This is a genomic window from Actinopolymorpha pittospori (genome assembly GCF_014873875.1).
In the GTDB taxonomy this organism is placed as follows: domain Bacteria; phylum Actinomycetota; class Actinomycetes; order Propionibacteriales; family Actinopolymorphaceae; genus Actinopolymorpha; species Actinopolymorpha pittospori.
The window spans coordinates 3,219,839-3,234,580 of the sequence record NZ_JADBEM010000001.1; the positions used below are offsets into that span (position 1 = coordinate 3,219,839).

Below are 14,742 nucleotides of genomic sequence, written 5' to 3' on the forward strand. Positions count from 1 at the left end.
GCGGTGGTCACTCGGGAAGTGTTTCCGATTCCTCGGTCAGTCGAAATCCGCTCGTGGTTGAAAATCCAGGTCCGGTCCGCCGAAAACCGCGCCGACAACGGGTGCGGCCGCCCGCCGGGCATCAGTCGAAGTCGGTGGCCAGACCGGGTTCGCGGTGATGGTCGAAGAGGATCTCGAGCTGGTCCGCGGTGCATCGTCCGGTGGAGAGCTCGGGCAACTCGTCCAGGCCGAAGAGGCCGACGTCGATGGTCTCCCCGTCCAGCCCCGCGGTCGGTCGCGCGTCGTCGAGGCGTTCGACCAGGAAGAAGAGCTTGTAGATGTGCCAGGGGCTGCCGGCGTGACCGTTGCGACGCGAGCCGTCGTGGACCGCCGCGAGCCTGGTGGCCCGGACCCGAAGCCCCGCCTCCTCCAGGAACTCGCGTTCGGCGGCCTCGGACGGTGCGTCCAGCGCGTCGGCCCACCCGCCCGGCAGAGTCCAGCGACCGTCGCGGCCCTCCCGGACCAGCAACACCTTGCCACCGTCGAACAGTGCCCCGCGGACGTCGACCTTCGGGGTGGCGTGCCCGGCCTCGGCGGCCAGAGCCGCACGGAAGTCCGCCGGACCGGTCCGCGCGAGGAGCGCCATCACCTCCGCCGACATCGACCGCAGCCGCTCGTAGCGGGCCAGGTCGTAGCGGTCGGTGCCGTACGTCAGGCCGTTCTGGGCCATCGCCGCGAGCTCGACCGCCACCGCGTGCAGTCGGCGGCCGGGGTCGTCCTGAGCCTGCTCGTCGTCGGGGGTCTCGCCCGTGCTGGTCACGGGCCCAGTCTCGCACCGCGCGGTGGGAGCCTCAGTTCCGCTTGCGCACCCGCGCCCGGTAGCAGGTGGTGGTGTAGGGCATCACCAGACCGTCCGGCTGGCGCGCGGTCATGTCGAAGAGCTGGCCGACGTGGAAGAGCACCTCGTTGCGCTCGGCGGGGGAGAGCGTCGCGACGTAGGACCGGGACGCGACGAGCTGAACCAGGCCCTCCCGGTCGAGCTTCTGCCAGAGCCGGAAACCGGTGTACTCCGGAGGCTCGAACAGCCGGCTCCACTGGAGCTTCTCGATGAGCTCCTCGGCCTGTCGGGACTGGATGCGCTCGGCCGAGGCGAGGAGGCCGGACAGCTGGCGCACCCAGGGGACGGACTCGTCGCGGTAGTTCCAGATCAGCCCGAGGGTCCCGCCCGGTCGCAGGACCCGGGCGATCTCCGCGAGCGCCACGTCGGTGTCGAACCAGTGGAACGCCTGCGCGACCACGACCGCGTCGGCGCAGGAGTCGGCGAGTGGAATGCGTTCGGCGACCGCGCGGATCGGGATCGCTCGCGGCACCGCCCGGACCAGCCGGTCCAGCATCGGCCCGGCCGGCTCGACCGCGACGACGACGTGGCCGTCGTCGACAAGGGTCCGGGTCAGCTTGCCCGTACCGGCGGCGAGTTCGACGACGGTCGCGGGGCGCAGGGTCGCGGTGGCGTCGGCCGGTCCGGTACCGAACTCCGTCGTGTCGGCGGGTGTCGGGTCGGCAGGTGTGCTGTCATGGATACCGGCGACGGCGTAGGAGTCGTAGCCGTCGAGGGGTACGTCGTCCAGGCCACTCGGGCGGTGGTCGGCCAGCAGCCAGCGGGCCGCCTCGATCGGATACTCGGGGCGGCTGCGTTCATAGACGTCGGCGGTGGCCCCGAAGGACCGACTCCGCGACCGCCGTACCGAATCATCCATGGTCCCGCGATGCTACGCGAAGTCGTGCGCGGCGCGCCGTTTCGGGGCGGAGGTCGGCCACCCTGGACGGACCCTGGCTGGAGCCCCGGGTAGGACCCAGTGACGACGCGGGTCGGACGCTGTGGAGAGCCGGGTCAGGTCGCGGCCGGTCCGCTGGGGACCGGGCGAGCAGCGAGCCGGGTCGGCCGTCGGCGAGGCGCCGCGCGGTCGCAGTCGCGTACGCCGATGTCAAGCAGCGCTTGGCGGTCGGTGTCGGACGGTAGCCGCATCGGCGGGCCGTGCTCCGCCGCCATCGTGCCGCCGGTGTCATGCCGCCGGGGTCGACACTGCTCACGGAACGCCACGACGAGCGCGACCTTACGGCGGAAGCCGGGCGGAGCGGGGAAAATGACCTGTGCAAGACGCGAGAGCGGCGCTTCCGAATCGGAAGCGCCGCCCGATCGGCACGCCGACCGGGTTACCAAGCGCGCAGCTTGTCGTCCACTTCGGTCACCCCGGAGGGACTGCCCTCTAAGACGGGCTGGTCGTCGCGTGGGTACCCGTCGGCGTGCACATCCTCGGCGGTCAGAATCCGCATCGCGTCGCCTCTTCCGACCTTGGGATGTCGTGCCTTTCTCCTACCTTCCTACCCGAGAAGGGAGGCGTCTGGCAAAGGTCTTCACGGTTGTTCCGCGTTTCACGAATGTCCGGCGCGGGCGGGAAGAAGATCCAGGAGATGGGAACGGGCGGCCTTCTCGATCGATTCGACCGTGGTGGGCGAATTCGTCCCGCGTCCCCTGCGGACCGCCCACAACAACGCCATCGCCGCTCCTGCGCACACGGCGACGGTGAGCACGGGTCGGTTGACGGTCCGGTTCTCGTGGGCGTCGACCGCGGTGGGTCGGGTGAAACGGAGGACTGGCCAGCCGCGCTCACCGGCGATCCTGCGCAGCGCGCGGTCGGGGTTGACGGCGTAGGGGTGACCGACCGAGTTCAACAGCGGCAGGTCGGTGATCGAGTCGGAGTAGGCGTAGCACTGGCTCAGGTCGTAGCCGCGGGTGTCGGCGAGTTCCTCCACGGCGGTCACCTTGTTCTGGCCGTAGGAGTAGAAGTCGATCACGCCGGTGAATCTGCCGTCCTCGATGGACATTCGGGTGGCGATCACCCGGTCGGCGCCGAGCAGCTCCCCGATCGGTTCGACGACCTCCTGGCCGGAGGAGGAGACGATCACGATGTCGTGGCCGGCCGCGCGGTGTTGGGCGATCAGCGTGACGGCCTCGGCGAAGACCAGCGGGTCGACGACGTGGTGCAGCGCCTCGGCGACGATGTCCTTGACGGTCTGGACTTCCCATCCGGTGACGATGGCGGACAGGTAGGCCCGCATCTTCTCCATCTGTTCGTGGTCCGCGCCACCCAGGTGGTAGACGAACTGCGCGTACGCCGACCGCACGACGGCGCGTCGGTTGATCAGGCCGCCCTGGTAGAAGTGGCGGCTGAATGCGAGCGTGCTCGACCTGGCGAGGATCGTCTTGTCCAGATCGAAGAACGCCGCGATCGGGGCGTCGTGGTCTGCTGCGTGGGGTGATGCGGCGGGGTCCATCTCTGCAAGCCTATGCGGGTCCACAATGTCCTTCGTCGCTTAGGGGACATTCGGGGTCAACTCCCGCATTCTCGGCGGGGTTGTTCCCCATCGTTACCACTTTGCCCGCACAGGGATTGGCGCGGCACGCGCTTCTGAGACAAACTGGCAGTGGCCCTTCGTCCGGAGTTTTGGGAACTCCGGGTGAGGGAACGTAAATCTCAGCGGCTCAAACCCCCCCTGGCCGCTGGTGCCGGCCCAGCCGCGGAGCGCGTGCTGTGGCCAGCGACAGCCCCCGCTCTCCCCCCCGGCGGGGGCTGTCGCCTTTCGTGTCCCCTGCTCTAGTGCCCAGCACCAGGCGATGCGAACCATCGAAACTCAGAGGTTCTCCGGCCACTCGACGCTGCTCCCACCAGCCTTCCGGTGCCAACCTGGGCATGCCGGGTGTTTTCCACACTGAGCGTATCGGCGCGACCGTCCACAGGCTCGAATCGAGCTCACTCGCCGCATTCGGCCAACGGCCATCGTGGGGGTCGTCCTGCTCTCCGCTGCCCGACCGGTCCCGCACCTTCGCAGGGTCCCGGGCCGTGTCCGGTGTCTCGAAAGGTTCCTCGATGTCTCGACCCGTGCCCTCTGTGCGGCCGATCGCCGTGACCGCCGACGATCGACTGCTCGACGACCTGATCCGGCTCGCCGCGGCCTCAGGTGTCTCCCTCGACGTCGCGCCCGACGCCGGCATGGCCCGGCGTGCCTGGACGAGCGCGCCCCTCGTCCTCCTCGGCGCCGACCTGGTGGGCGACCTGGCCCGGGCATCGCCACCCCGGCGCCACGACGTGCTCGTCGTCGGCCACGCCGTCGACCAGCGGAGTCTGTGGGAGGGAGCGGTCGAGGTGGGTGCCGAGCAGGTGCTCCAACTACCCGAGGCCGAGCAGGCACTCGTCCATCGGATCGCCGACGCGGTGGAGGGCGCCGGTCGGGAGGCGGTCACCGTCTGCGTGCTCGGCGGACGGGGCGGTGCGGGCGCGTCGACGCTGGCGGCGGCGCTGGCGGTCACGGCGGCGCGGCAGGGACGCGGGAGTCTCCTCGTCGACGGCGATCCGCTCGGTGGAGGCATCGAGTTGGTGCTCGGTGGCGAGGACTGCGTCGGCATGCGCTGGCCCGAACTGGTCGCTACGGAGGGCCGGGTGAGCGCGGGCGCGCTGCGTTCGGCGCTGCCGCGGGTCGAGGAACTCGTCGTGCTGTCCTGGGACCGAGGTGACCTGCTCACGATTCCACGAGCCGCGATGCGCGCCGTGTTGGGTGCGGCCGGACGCGGTGGCGACCTCGTCGTCGTCGACCTGCCGCGACATGTCGACGAGGCGACCGAGGAGGCGCTCGCGCTCTGCACCACCGCGCTGATGGTCGTGCCGGCGGAGGTTCGAGCGGTGGCCGCGGCCTCCAGGGTCCGCTCCGCGGTGACGGCCATCGCCTCCGACCTACGGGTGGTCGTCCGCGGCCCGTCGCCGGCCGGGTTGGACGGCCGGGTCGTCGCCGCCGCGCTGGAGTTGCCGTTGGCCGGAGAGCTCGACCCCGAGCCTCGCCTCGACGTGATGCTCGAGCGCGGGGAGGCACCCGCCCGCCGCGGCAAGGGGCCACTCGCGACGTTGTGCCTGGACCTCCTGGGCCAACTCGGTGTGGTCGCCGCCCGCGAGAGCGGCACCGCGGCATGAGCGCGTCGGTGCCGGTCGACCAGGCGCTGCTCGAACGGGTGCGAGCCGTCCTGGCCCAGGAGACGGCCGAGCCGACGCCGGCGCGGGTGGCGGCCGCGCTGCGCTCGGAGGGACGCCTGCTCGGTGACGCCGCCGTGTTGAGCGTGGTCGAGGCGTTGCGCCGGGAGCTTTCGGGCGCCGGTCCGCTCGAACCGCTGCTGGCCGAGCCCGGGGTCACCGACGTTCTGGTCCAGGGCCCTGGCCAGGTGTGGATCGACCGAGGTGGTGGCCTCGAGCTCACTGGAGTCGGGTTCGAGGACGATGCTGCCGTACGCCGACTCGCACAGCGGCTGGCCGGATCGGCCGGGCGTCGGCTCGACGACGCCACGCCGTTCGTCGATGCCCGGCTGCCTGACGGAACCCGCTTCCACGCGGTGCTCGCTCCGGTGTCGGCCCGGGGCACCTGCATCTCCCTGCGGGTGCCCCGCCGGCGAGCCTTCACCGTCGACGAACTCGTCGCCGAGGGGACGGTGCCATCGGAGGGCGCCCGGCTGCTGCGCCTCCTCGTCAAGGCGCGGTTGGCGTTCCTGGTCTCCGGCGGCACCGGTGTGGGCAAGACGACTCTGCTCGCGGCGTTGCTCTCGTTGGTGCCACCGGCCGAACGTCTCGTTCTCGTGGAGGACTCCGGTGAGCTCGCACCGACCCATCCACACGTCGTGCAACTGGAGGCTCGGCCGCCCAACCTCGAGGGTGCCGGTGAGATCACCCTGCGGACCCTCGTTCGCCAGGCGCTGCGGATGCGCCCGGACCGGCTCGTGGTCGGTGAGGTGCGAGGTGCCGAGATCGTCGACCTGCTGGCCGCTCTCAACACCGGCCACGAAGGTGGCTGCGGCACGTTGCACGCCAACTCCGCCGCCGAGGTGCCGGCCCGGGTCGAGGCCCTGGGCGTGGCCGCGGGCCTGGACCGGGCCGCGGTGCACAGCCAGCTCGCGGCCGCGGTCGACGTCGACGTCCACCTCGTGCGGGGCCGCGACGGGCGCCGTCGGGTCGGCGAGGTCTGCGTGTTCGACCGGACCATCGACGGCATGGTCGCGGCGGTGCCGGCGGTCGAGTTCGGCGCGGACGGCGACATCGCGGTCGACGCGGGGATGCCGAGACTGCGGGCGCTGCTGGCCCGCGGCAGGAACGGTAGCTCCGGACGTGCCGGATGAGCGCGCTGCTCCTCGTCTCGGCCGGGTGCGCCGCGGCGGCCGTCGCGCTCCTCGTGCCCGATCCGCCCGGAGTTGTGCTCGACCGGCGGCTGCACCGTCACGGTGGACGTCTGGTCGTGCCGCACGGGAAGTCCGGCCTGCCGCCGGCACTGGGCGCCTGGATCCGACGGCTAGGGCTCGAACGGCCCACCCGGAGGACCGAGCGCCGCCAGCGCGCGGCGGTGCTCGAAGCGGTCGAGGTGTTGGCCGCCGAACTGCGCTCCGGCCGAAGTTCGGATCAGGCGCTCCGCAGCGCCTCCGGCGTCCTCGGGGCGCTCGTTCCGGTCGCGGCGGTGAGCCGGATGGGTGGCGACGTTCCCTCTGCTCTGCGCGCGGTGCGGGTTCCCGGCACCGAGTCCCTGTCCCGGCTCGCCGTCGCCTGGGCCGTCGCGGGTGGGAGCGGCTCCGGACTCGCCGGAGCGCTCGATCGGATCGCACACGGTCTGCGTGCCGAAGAACGACTGCGCCAGGAAGTGGCGACGGCGCTGGCGGCGCCCCGCGCGACTGCTCGGATGCTGGCCTGTCTCCCGCTGCTCGGGTTGGGACTCGGTGCGAGCACCGGGGCGAATCCCTTCGGCTTCCTGTTCGGCACACCGATCGGCCTGGGCTGTCTGGTGGTCGGGAGCACGCTCGCCGGGTTGGGCCTGCTGTGGGTCGAGCGCCTGGCGCGTAGGGCGGAGGAGGGGCCGTGACCCTGTTGGCCGCCCTGCTCGCGGCCGCGGCGGTCCTGGTGTGGTGGACGCCGCCGGCGTCCGTGCACCGACTGGCCCGACTGCGTGCCCGCGCTCCCACCCGCCCCGCGCCGACCCTCGACCGTCGCTGGCGAACACCGGCGCCCGGCGGCTCGTTGCCGGGCGCCCCTACGGCGACCGGAGCGGCGGCGTCCACCGCGTCCACGGCGTCTATGGCGTCCACGGGCTCGGGCCGGAGCCGGTTGCTCGCCGCGGTGGTCGCGGGCTGCGCCGCCGGCGCGTTCGTCGGCGGGCCGGCCGGGCTGGTGGTCGGCTTCCTCGTGGCGGTCGTCGTGCACCGGGTGCTCGGGCGGCTCGAGCCCCGTGCGCTCCGACTTCGCCGGCAGCGACTCGTGGCCGACCTTCCCCTTGCCGCAGACCTGCTCGCCGGCTGTCTACGCGCCGGAAGGTCACCCACCGAGGCGATCGAGGTGATCGCTGCGGAGCTCGCCGGCCCCCTCGGGTCGGCGCTGCACCAGGTGGCCGCCGCCTTCCGGTTGGGTGCCGACGCCCGCACCGCCTGGAAGGGCTTTCTCGACGAGGAGACGCTGGCGGCGTTCGGGCGGGCGATGGTGCGCGTCTGGGACACAGGAGCACCGTTGGCGGAGACGCTCGACCGGCTGGCCGAGGACGCACGCGCGGCTCGCCGGGCGGAGACCGACCGGCGAGCCCGAGCGGTCGGCGTCCAGGCGGCGGCGCCGCTCGGACTGTGCTTCCTGCCGGCGTTCGTGCTGGTCGGCATCGTGCCCCTGGTCGCCGGCGCGCTCCTGAACTGACGCGCGGTCCCGGAGATGTCCACAGAACCCGCACCGGCGAGCTTGTCCCCAGGCCGCCTCTGGCCTCCCTTCGTGGTCGGTGCTCCTCCAGCAGAGTCGAGGCCTCGCCCCGACCAACGGGGCGCCGAACCGGCCGGTCGCCGGAGCATCAAGGAGAACGCACATGCGCACACCCCGACGTGCGGTCCGTCGCGACGAGCGAGGCATGACCACGGCGGAGTACGCCATCGGCACGGTGGCGGCGGCGAGCTTCGCCGGCCTGCTCATCAAGTTGCTGACGAGTTCGGAGGTCCAGCAGCTGCTGTTGAAGATCGTCAAGTCCGCGCTGAGTCTCGCGACCTGACCCACGGGGTCCGGCCCGGTCGGTGCCGCGACCGGGCCGGCCATCCCGGCACCGCGGCAGCACCGAGCTGTCGCGCACTGGACCGGCATCGAAGGCGGGGTGCCGCGACGGCGCGAGGCACGAGCCCGGTGAGGCATCAGCCCAGGGAGACACGAGGAGGCCGCGCGATGAGGCAGCGCGATGAGGCAGCGAGATGAGGTTCGCGGCCAGGAGGGAGAGGAGCGTCATGACGGAGGAGGAGCCGGTAGGCCTGGCCGCGACGGGAGTTCCCAGGCCCGGCCAGCGCGGTCAGGCGGGGATGGTGACGGCGGAGACCGCTGGCACTCACCGCCCTGGTCGTGGTCACGCTCGGCATGGTGTGGGTCGTCACCGCGATGACCCTGCAGGCGCGTTGCGCCGATGCGGCCCGCGACACGGCCAGGGCGCTCGCGCGGGGAGAGTCGGTCCTCGACAGCGAGGCGGACGGACGACGCAGCGCGCCGCCGGGCGCCCACATCGCCGTCGGTCGAGGGGGAGGCGTGGCGACGGTGGAGGTTCGCGTCGACGCGCGGCCTGCCTGGCCGGTGCTGGCGCACCTGCCGCCCGTCACGGTCAGCGGCAGGGCCGTCGTCGCGCTCGAGCCGGGAACGCCATGAGTGTCCTCCCGCACGGTAGGAAGACGCTCGCGGGCGACGGACCCGCCACACCTCTGCGCGATCGACCCGAGCGTGGAAGCGGCAGCGTCTGGGTGCTGGCTGTGGCCTGCCTCCTGATCATGGCGAGTGTCGCGGCGATCGCCGTCGCGGCCGTCCTCGGAGCCGGGCGCCGTGCCGACACGGCGGCCGACCTGGCCGCCCTGTCCGCCGCGGGAATGGGGCCGGACGACCTGGACTCCGCCTGCGCCGTCGCCGAACGGATCGCCGCGGCGCACCGGACCAGCCTGACCGCCTGCACGGTCGAAGGCGCGGTGGTCGATGTCACCGTCGAGGCGCGACAGGCCATGCCAGGCGGTCTGGCGCTCACCCTGCGTGCCCGCGCGCGAGCCGGTCCGTCGAGCAGTCCCGCCCCGGACCAGGCCCAGGCCGAGGTGGGGCCATGACCAGCCGCACCACGGCCCTCCCGACCCGGGCCGATGGCTCGGACCAGCCTCCACCGGCGCGCGCGAGTCGGAGTCGAGTCGCGCGAGGCCGGACTGTCAGTCGGACCTGCCAAGCTGGGTGCGTGCAGATCGCCGTGCTGGGGCCGCTCGAGGTTCGAGATGATCACGGGCGGCCCGTCGAGGTGAACGGGGCTCGCCTGCGCGCTCTGGTGGTCCGGCTCGCGATCGAGCCCGGCCGGCTGGTCTCCGCCGAGGCCCTGATCGACGCCCTGTGGGGGGCCACGCCGCCCTCCGGCGCGCTCAACGCACTGCAGTCCCTTGTGTCCCGGCTTCGTCGCATCCTGCCGCCGGAGAGTCCTGGCGCGGCCGTCGTGGAGTCACGGGTGGGCGGCTACCGCCTCGCGGTGGCGAGTGAGCAGGTCGACGCACACCGGTTCGAGCGGCTCGCGACGCAGGGACACCAGGCCCTGGAGGCGGGTGACCATGCCCGCGCCACGGCGGTGCTGCACGACGCGGAGCGACTCTGGCGCGGCCCGGTGCTCGCCGACGCGCTCGACGCGCCGTACGCCGAGGCGACGGCGGCGCGGCTCACGGGCCTGCGCTGCGCCGCGAGCGAGGACCGGATCGATGCCGAGCTCGCGCTCGGCCGCCATGGTGCCGTCCTCCCGGAGCTGGAGCGGATCGCGGCCGAACACCCCCTCCGCGAACGCCTGCAGGGTCAGTTGATGCGAGCCCTCTACGCGGGCGGACGGCAGGCGGACGCCCTCGCCGTCTACGAGCGCGTCCGGCACGCGTTGGCCGAAGACCTGGGCGTCGACCCGTCCACCGAACTCGCCGACCTCCACCTTGCCCTCCTTCGACAGGATCCCTCCCTGACTCCGCCGGCTCCACCCGTCGGCCCGGAGCCGGGCACCGGCGGGGCGGCACCTGCGCCGAAGCCGGGCACGAGAGGCACCGTCCGGGCGCAGTTCACCAGCTTCGTGGGCCGTGAGATGGAGCTCGACCGGGTGGCGAAACTCCTCGACGAATCCCGCCTGGTCATGGTGGTAGGCCCCGGCGGTGCCGGTAAGACCCGACTCGCCACCGAACTCGTGAGCCGGCACTACGCAGTGCCCGACGCGGCCCTGGCCAAGCCGGACGGCGCGCTTGACGGCCTGTGGTTCGCCGAACTCGCGCCGGTCACCGACTCCGGCGATGTCGCGCAGGCGGTCCTGTCGGCCGCGGGCGTGCGGGAGACGGCTCTCCTGGAGCGGACCCCGATCAGCGCCCAGGCGGCCGGCAGGGACGCGGTCACGTTGTTGGTCGACGCCCTCGCCCACCGCCGCGCGCTTCTCGTACTGGACAACTGCGAGCACGTGGTCGCAGCGGCCGCGCGGCTCGCCGACAGCCTGCTCGCGGCCTGCCCGGGGCTGCGGATCCTCGGTACGAGTCGGGAGCCGCTCAGCCTGCCCGGCGAGGTCATCTACACGATCCCGCCGCTGCGCTGGCCCGACGACCCGTCGGACCAGACCGCGGCCTCAGCGACGACCTCGGCGACGACTTCGATGACGGCCCCGGCGACGACCTCCGTCGCGACCCCGATGCCGTCGGAGGCCGAGGCACTCGACTATCCAGCCGTCCGCCTCTTCGTCGACCGTGCCGCCGCGGCCCTCCCAGACTTCGCGCTGACCTCGGACAACGTCGACTTCGTCGTGGAGATCTGCCGCCGGCTCGACGGCATGCCGCTCGCGATCGAACTCGCGGCCGCCAAGGTGCGCTCGTTGTCGGTCGCTCAGCTAGCGGCCCGGCTCGACGACCGGTTCCGCCTGCTGACCGGGCGCAACCGGACCGCACTGCCCCGGCACCAGACCCTGCGCGCGGTGATCGAGTGGAGCTGGGACCTCCTGACCGAGCCCGAGCGGATCCTCGCGCGCCGGATCTCGGTCTTTCCCGGCGGCATCACCCTCCACGCCGCGGAGCGGGCCTGCTCGGGCGCGGGCCTCGACCCGGACGACGTCCTCGACGTTCTCGCCGCTCTGGTCGACAAGTCCCTTCTCGACGTGGTGATGCCGGTCAACGACGACGGCAGTACGGACCCGCGTTACCGGATGCTGGAGACGGTGCGGGCCTTCGGCGCGGAGCGCCTTGCCGAGGCCGGCGAGACCGACGCGTTCCAGGCGGCTCAGGCCCGCTACTTCACCGCTCTGGTCGAGGAGGCGGAGCCCCACCTCCGCACCGCTGACCAGCTGCACTGGATGGCCCGGCTGCGCGCCGACCACGACAACCTCGTCGCCGCGTTGCGCTGGGCGATCGCCAACGGCGACTCCGACCTGGCCGTCCGGCTGTGCGCGTCGATGCTGTGGTTCTGGTTCCTGGACGGTAACCGGACCGAGAGCTTCCAGTTCGTGTCCGAGGTCGTCGCGCTACCGGGGGACGCTCCGGACATCGCTCGGGTGGAGCTGCTCGCCTTCTACTCCGCGGTCTCGTTCCTCACCGGCCGTGCAGACGCCGGTCGACGAGCCATCGAGGAGGCGTTGGCGCTCCTCGCACGGGTCGAGCAGCTGGACGCCCATCCGCTGCTCGCGCTGTTGTCCCCGATGGTGATGTTCTTCCGGGACAACGACCCGCGCGCCGTCGAGGAGACGACGAAGGTGCTCGACCATCCGGACCCGTGGACGCGGGCGGCAGCCCTGATGGCCAGGGCACAGCTTCACGAGAACGCCGGCAGAGCCGAGGAGTCGAAGCGGGACGTGCTGGCCGCTCGGGACGCCTTCGCCGCGGTGGGTGAGCGGTGGGGCCTCGCCGCCGCCTATCGCTACCTGGGCGGCGTGTGGTCTCGTGAGGGCAACCATGCTGGTGCGATCGAGGCCAACGAGCGGGCGCTCGTCCTGGCCGGCGAGATCGGGGAGACCGACGACACGGCCGAGGTGGTCGCCGCGATCGGAATTTCCCGGGTCAGGTCCGGTGACCTCGCCGGCGGCCGCGCCGACCTCGAGCGGGCCGTCGCCATGGCCCCGACCGAAGGGGACGTCGACCCCGATCCCGGCGTGATGGCGCGGCTCGGGCTCGCCGAGCTCGCCGCACAGATCGGAGACCTCGCCGAGGCGCACCGGCTGCTGGACGAGGCCGACGCGCTCATCGATTCCGTGCCGGTCGGGTTGCCCCATCGCAGGGCACTGGTGGGGACCCACCGCGTGTGGCTCGCCATCCTGGAGGGCGACGTCTCCGCGGCCAGAAAGGCACTCGCGGTGGGGCTCGACCAGGGCGTCGCCAGTAAGGACATGCCGGTTCTCGCCAGCGCCGTACAGGCGCACGCGGCCCTCGCGCATCTGGAGGGCGACCCGGAACAGGTGGCGTTCCTGTTCGGTGTGGCGGATCAGCTGATGGGCTTACCCGACAGGAGCGACCCCCGAGTGGTGCGGCTGCGGGAGCAGGCGCGAGCCCTGCTCGCGGCGCCGGTGTACGACGAGTCCTACCAGCGGGGCCTCTCGATTTCCCGGGAGGATGTGCTGACCCTGGTGCGCTCACCTGATCCTTCGGACGCGGAAGACGCAGCCTCCGGCGGCGGCGACCAGGGCTCCCAGGGCAACTGAGCGGCTCCAGGACCGGGACCCCGACCTACCCGTCCGCCGTCGGCGGGCAGCCCTCCGTGGGAGCTGGCCCGCCGACGGGCGACGAGCGCCGCGAGCCGGGCGGCCTCAGGTGCGGCGGCGGTAGGCGCGCAGCGCGAGCGGTACGAACACGACCAGCAGGCCGACGGCCCACAGCGCGACGTACAGCAGCGACTCGGCGATCGGGCCGCCGACCATCAGTCCGCGAACCGTGTCCACGAGGTGCTTCACCGGGTTCACGTTGACGAACGCCTGCATCCAGCCGGGCAGGGTGTCCGCCGGTACGAACACGTTGCTGCCGAACGTCAGCAGGATCAGCACCGGGAAGCCCGCGGCCTGGACTCCCTGCGGCTTCTTCATCGTCAGGCCGAGCCAGACCCACACCCAGCACAGCGCCGAGGCGAAGCCCAGCAACACCAGGCAGGCGGCGAGGGTCGCGAGGAACCCACCGGCGAAGTGGAAGCCCAGGATCGCGACGAACGCGATCATCACCGCCATCGAGATGGCGTAGGGCACGGCGTCCCCGAGCACCGCGCCGACCAGCGGCCCGGTCCGGGCGATCGGCAGCGAGCGGAACCTGTCGAAGACACCCTTGTCGATGTCGTTGTTCAGCGACAGGCCCGTTCCGACCGTCAGGAAGATGGTGTTCTGGACCAGCAGCCCGGCGGCGACGAACTGCAGGTAGCTGCGCCAGTCGCCGCTGATCGCGCCGCCGAAGATGAACACGAACAGCACGGTGAAGATGATCGGCTGGAACGTGACGTCGAACAGCGACTCGGGGTTGCGGCGGACCTTCAGCAGGCTGCGGCCGGTCAGGGTCAGGCCGTGCTTGAGCGCCCGGACGGGGTTCATGCGCCGCGGTGGTGCGACGCCGACGAGAGCGGTCATGCCCGGCTCCGTTCCGATGTCAGGTGGGTGGGGGTCGTTCCCCGGGCAGATCGGGTTGTCGCCGCCGACGGCGTGGACGGCGTGGACGGGATGCTCGGCGCGGACGGTGTGGAGGACCGCCGGGCGGGCGCCGACTCGGACTGGTGCCCGGTGATCGCGAGGAACACCTCGTCCAGGCTCGGCAGCCGCAGGGCCAGCTCACCGACGGTGATGCGGGCGTCGTCGAGGTGCCGTACGGCTGCGGACAGGGCCGCCGGGTCGTTCACGGGCACCGACAGCAGGCCCTCGTCCGGGCCGGTGGTCGGGTCGGTCCCGGTGAGATCGCGCATGAGCGTCGCGACGGCCGGCAGGTCGACGGCGTGCAGCGGCCGGATCTCCAGGCGCTGCGCGCCGGCCTTGGCCTTCAGCTGGCTCGGCGTACCGTTGCCGACCACCTTGCCGTGGTCGATGACGGTGATCTCGTTGGCGAGCTGGTCGGCCTCGTCGAGGTACTGCGTGGTGAGCAGGACCGTCACGCCGTCGGCGACGAGCCCACGGATGACGTCCCAGACCTCGTTGCGCGCATGCGGGTCGAGGCCGGTCGTCGGCTCGTCCAGGTAGAGCACGGCGGGGCGGCCGACGAGGCTGGCGGCGAGGTCGAGTCGGCGCCGCATGCCACCGGAGTACGTGCTCGCCGGTCGCCCGCCGGCGTCGGTCAGCTGGAAACGTTCCAGCAGTTCCTTCGCCCGCGCCCGCGCGTCGCGGCGGGAGAGCTCCAACAGCCGGCCGATCAGGACGAGGTTCTCCGTGCCGGTCAACTCCTCGTCCACCGAGGCGTACTGCCCGGTGAGCCCGATGAGTTCGCGTACCTTGTGCGCGTCGTGGGTGACGTCGTACCCGCCGACGGTCGCCTGGCCGGCGTCCGGACGGATCAGCGTCGCGAGGATGCGGACGGCGGTGGTCTTGCCGGCGCCGTTCGGGCCGAGGACGCCCAGCACGGAGCCGGAGCGGGCGGCCAGGTCGACCCCGTCGAGTGCCACGGTCTCACCGAACCGCTTCACCAGGCCCTCTGCCTGGACTGCGTAGGACATGTGTCCTCCTGTGGTGCGTTCATGCGTACGCCGA

At 72.3% G+C, this 14,742-nt stretch carries 13 protein-coding genes; 8 read left to right on the top strand and 5 right to left on the bottom strand.

The window, feature by feature from the left end; genetic code table 11:
- Window positions 1–121 precede the first annotated feature (121 nt).
- The 3 genes from HEB94_RS15360 to HEB94_RS15370 form a co-directional block, all read right to left on the bottom strand.
- A complete protein-coding gene (locus HEB94_RS15360; RefSeq protein WP_192750523.1) occupies window positions 122–799 on the bottom strand; it encodes an NUDIX hydrolase N-terminal domain-containing protein in 678 nt (225 codons plus the stop codon).
- 31 nt (window positions 800–830) lie between these two features.
- A complete protein-coding gene (locus HEB94_RS15365) occupies window positions 831–1,736 on the bottom strand; it encodes a class I SAM-dependent methyltransferase (RefSeq protein WP_192750524.1) in 906 nt (301 codons plus the stop codon).
- 676 nt (window positions 1,737–2,412) lie between these two features.
- Window positions 2,413–3,315 carry an HAD family hydrolase gene (locus tag HEB94_RS15370; protein ID WP_192750525.1) on the bottom strand — a complete coding sequence of 301 codons (903 nt, stop codon included), beginning with the start codon at window positions 3,313–3,315 and terminating at the stop codon, window positions 2,413–2,415.
- A gap of 593 nt (window positions 3,316–3,908) precedes the next feature.
- On the opposite strand from HEB94_RS15370, the gene ssd reads away from it, so the two are divergent.
- The 8 genes from ssd (at window position 3,909) to HEB94_RS15410 (ending at window position 12,732) form a co-directional block, all read left to right on the top strand.
- Window positions 3,909–5,003 carry a septum site-determining protein Ssd gene (gene ssd / locus HEB94_RS15375; protein WP_192750526.1) on the top strand — a complete coding sequence of 365 codons (1,095 nt, stop codon included), beginning with the start codon at window positions 3,909–3,911 and terminating at the stop codon, window positions 5,001–5,003.
- A complete protein-coding gene (locus HEB94_RS15380; RefSeq protein ID WP_192750527.1) occupies window positions 5,000–6,193 on the top strand; it encodes a TadA family conjugal transfer-associated ATPase in 1,194 nt (397 codons plus the stop codon). Before ssd ends, HEB94_RS15380 begins: the two co-directional genes overlap by 4 nt.
- Window positions 6,190–6,924 (top strand): type II secretion system F family protein, encoded by a 735-nt coding sequence (locus HEB94_RS15385; protein WP_192750528.1) that lies wholly within the window; start codon window positions 6,190–6,192, stop codon window positions 6,922–6,924. Before HEB94_RS15380 ends, HEB94_RS15385 begins: the two co-directional genes overlap by 4 nt.
- Window positions 6,921–7,739 (top strand): type II secretion system F family protein, encoded by an 819-nt coding sequence (locus HEB94_RS15390; protein WP_337917700.1) that lies wholly within the window; start codon window positions 6,921–6,923, stop codon window positions 7,737–7,739. The genes HEB94_RS15385 and HEB94_RS15390 overlap by 4 nt, the downstream gene beginning before the upstream one ends.
- Window positions 7,740–7,902: 163 nt before the next feature.
- Window positions 7,903–8,082, top strand: coding sequence for a DUF4244 domain-containing protein (locus HEB94_RS15395; protein WP_192750529.1), 180 nt, complete (start codon window positions 7,903–7,905; stop codon window positions 8,080–8,082).
- 317 nt (window positions 8,083–8,399) lie between these two features.
- A complete protein-coding gene (locus tag HEB94_RS15400; RefSeq protein WP_273377902.1) occupies window positions 8,400–8,717 on the top strand; it encodes a TadE family type IV pilus minor pilin in 318 nt (105 codons plus the stop codon).
- A complete protein-coding gene (locus HEB94_RS15405; RefSeq protein WP_192750531.1) occupies window positions 8,714–9,160 on the top strand; it encodes an Rv3654c family TadE-like protein in 447 nt (148 codons plus the stop codon). Before HEB94_RS15400 ends, HEB94_RS15405 begins: the two co-directional genes overlap by 4 nt.
- 122 nt (window positions 9,161–9,282) lie before the next feature.
- On the top strand, window positions 9,283–12,732 hold the full coding sequence (locus tag HEB94_RS15410) for a BTAD domain-containing putative transcriptional regulator (RefSeq protein ID WP_192750532.1): 3,450 nt from the start codon (window positions 9,283–9,285) through the stop codon (window positions 12,730–12,732).
- Window positions 12,733–12,837: 105 nt separating this feature from the next.
- Here HEB94_RS15410 and HEB94_RS15415 read toward each other — a convergent pair whose 3' ends face one another.
- Together HEB94_RS15415 and HEB94_RS15420 are read right to left on the bottom strand one after the other, a co-directional pair.
- Window positions 12,838–13,638 carry an ABC transporter permease gene (locus tag HEB94_RS15415; RefSeq protein ID WP_192750533.1) on the bottom strand — a complete coding sequence of 267 codons (801 nt, stop codon included), beginning with the start codon at window positions 13,636–13,638 and terminating at the stop codon, window positions 12,838–12,840.
- The gene (locus HEB94_RS15420) at window positions 13,635–14,708 is read right to left on the bottom strand and encodes an ATP-binding cassette domain-containing protein (protein WP_192750534.1); all 1,074 of its coding nucleotides are present in this window, start codon (window positions 14,706–14,708) and stop codon (window positions 13,635–13,637) included. Before HEB94_RS15420 ends, HEB94_RS15415 begins: the two co-directional genes overlap by 4 nt.
- Between the last annotated feature and the right edge of the window lie 34 nt (window positions 14,709–14,742).

Bases quoted from the DNA above. Each gene is read 5' to 3' on its own strand.
- HEB94_RS15370 (WP_192750525.1), bottom strand. From the start codon at position 3,315: ATGGACCCCGCCGCATCACCCCACGCAGCAGACCACGACGCCCCGATC.
- HEB94_RS15380 (WP_192750527.1), top strand. From the start codon at position 5,000: ATGAGCGCGTCGGTGCCGGTCGACCAGGCGCTGCTCGAACGGGTGCGA.
- HEB94_RS15395 (WP_192750529.1), top strand. From the start codon at position 7,903: ATGCGCACACCCCGACGTGCGGTCCGTCGCGACGAGCGAGGCATGACC.
- HEB94_RS15415 (WP_192750533.1), bottom strand. From the start codon at position 13,638: ATGACCGCTCTCGTCGGCGTCGCACCACCGCGGCGCATGAACCCCGTC.
- ssd (WP_192750526.1), top strand. From the start codon at position 3,909: ATGTCTCGACCCGTGCCCTCTGTGCGGCCGATCGCCGTGACCGCCGAC.
- HEB94_RS15385 (WP_192750528.1), top strand. From the start codon at position 6,190: ATGAGCGCGCTGCTCCTCGTCTCGGCCGGGTGCGCCGCGGCGGCCGTC.
- HEB94_RS15365 (WP_192750524.1), bottom strand. From the start codon at position 1,736: ATGGATGATTCGGTACGGCGGTCGCGGAGTCGGTCCTTCGGGGCCACC.
- HEB94_RS15405 (WP_192750531.1), top strand. From the start codon at position 8,714: ATGAGTGTCCTCCCGCACGGTAGGAAGACGCTCGCGGGCGACGGACCC.
- HEB94_RS15420 (WP_192750534.1), bottom strand. From the start codon at position 14,708: ATGTCCTACGCAGTCCAGGCAGAGGGCCTGGTGAAGCGGTTCGGTGAG.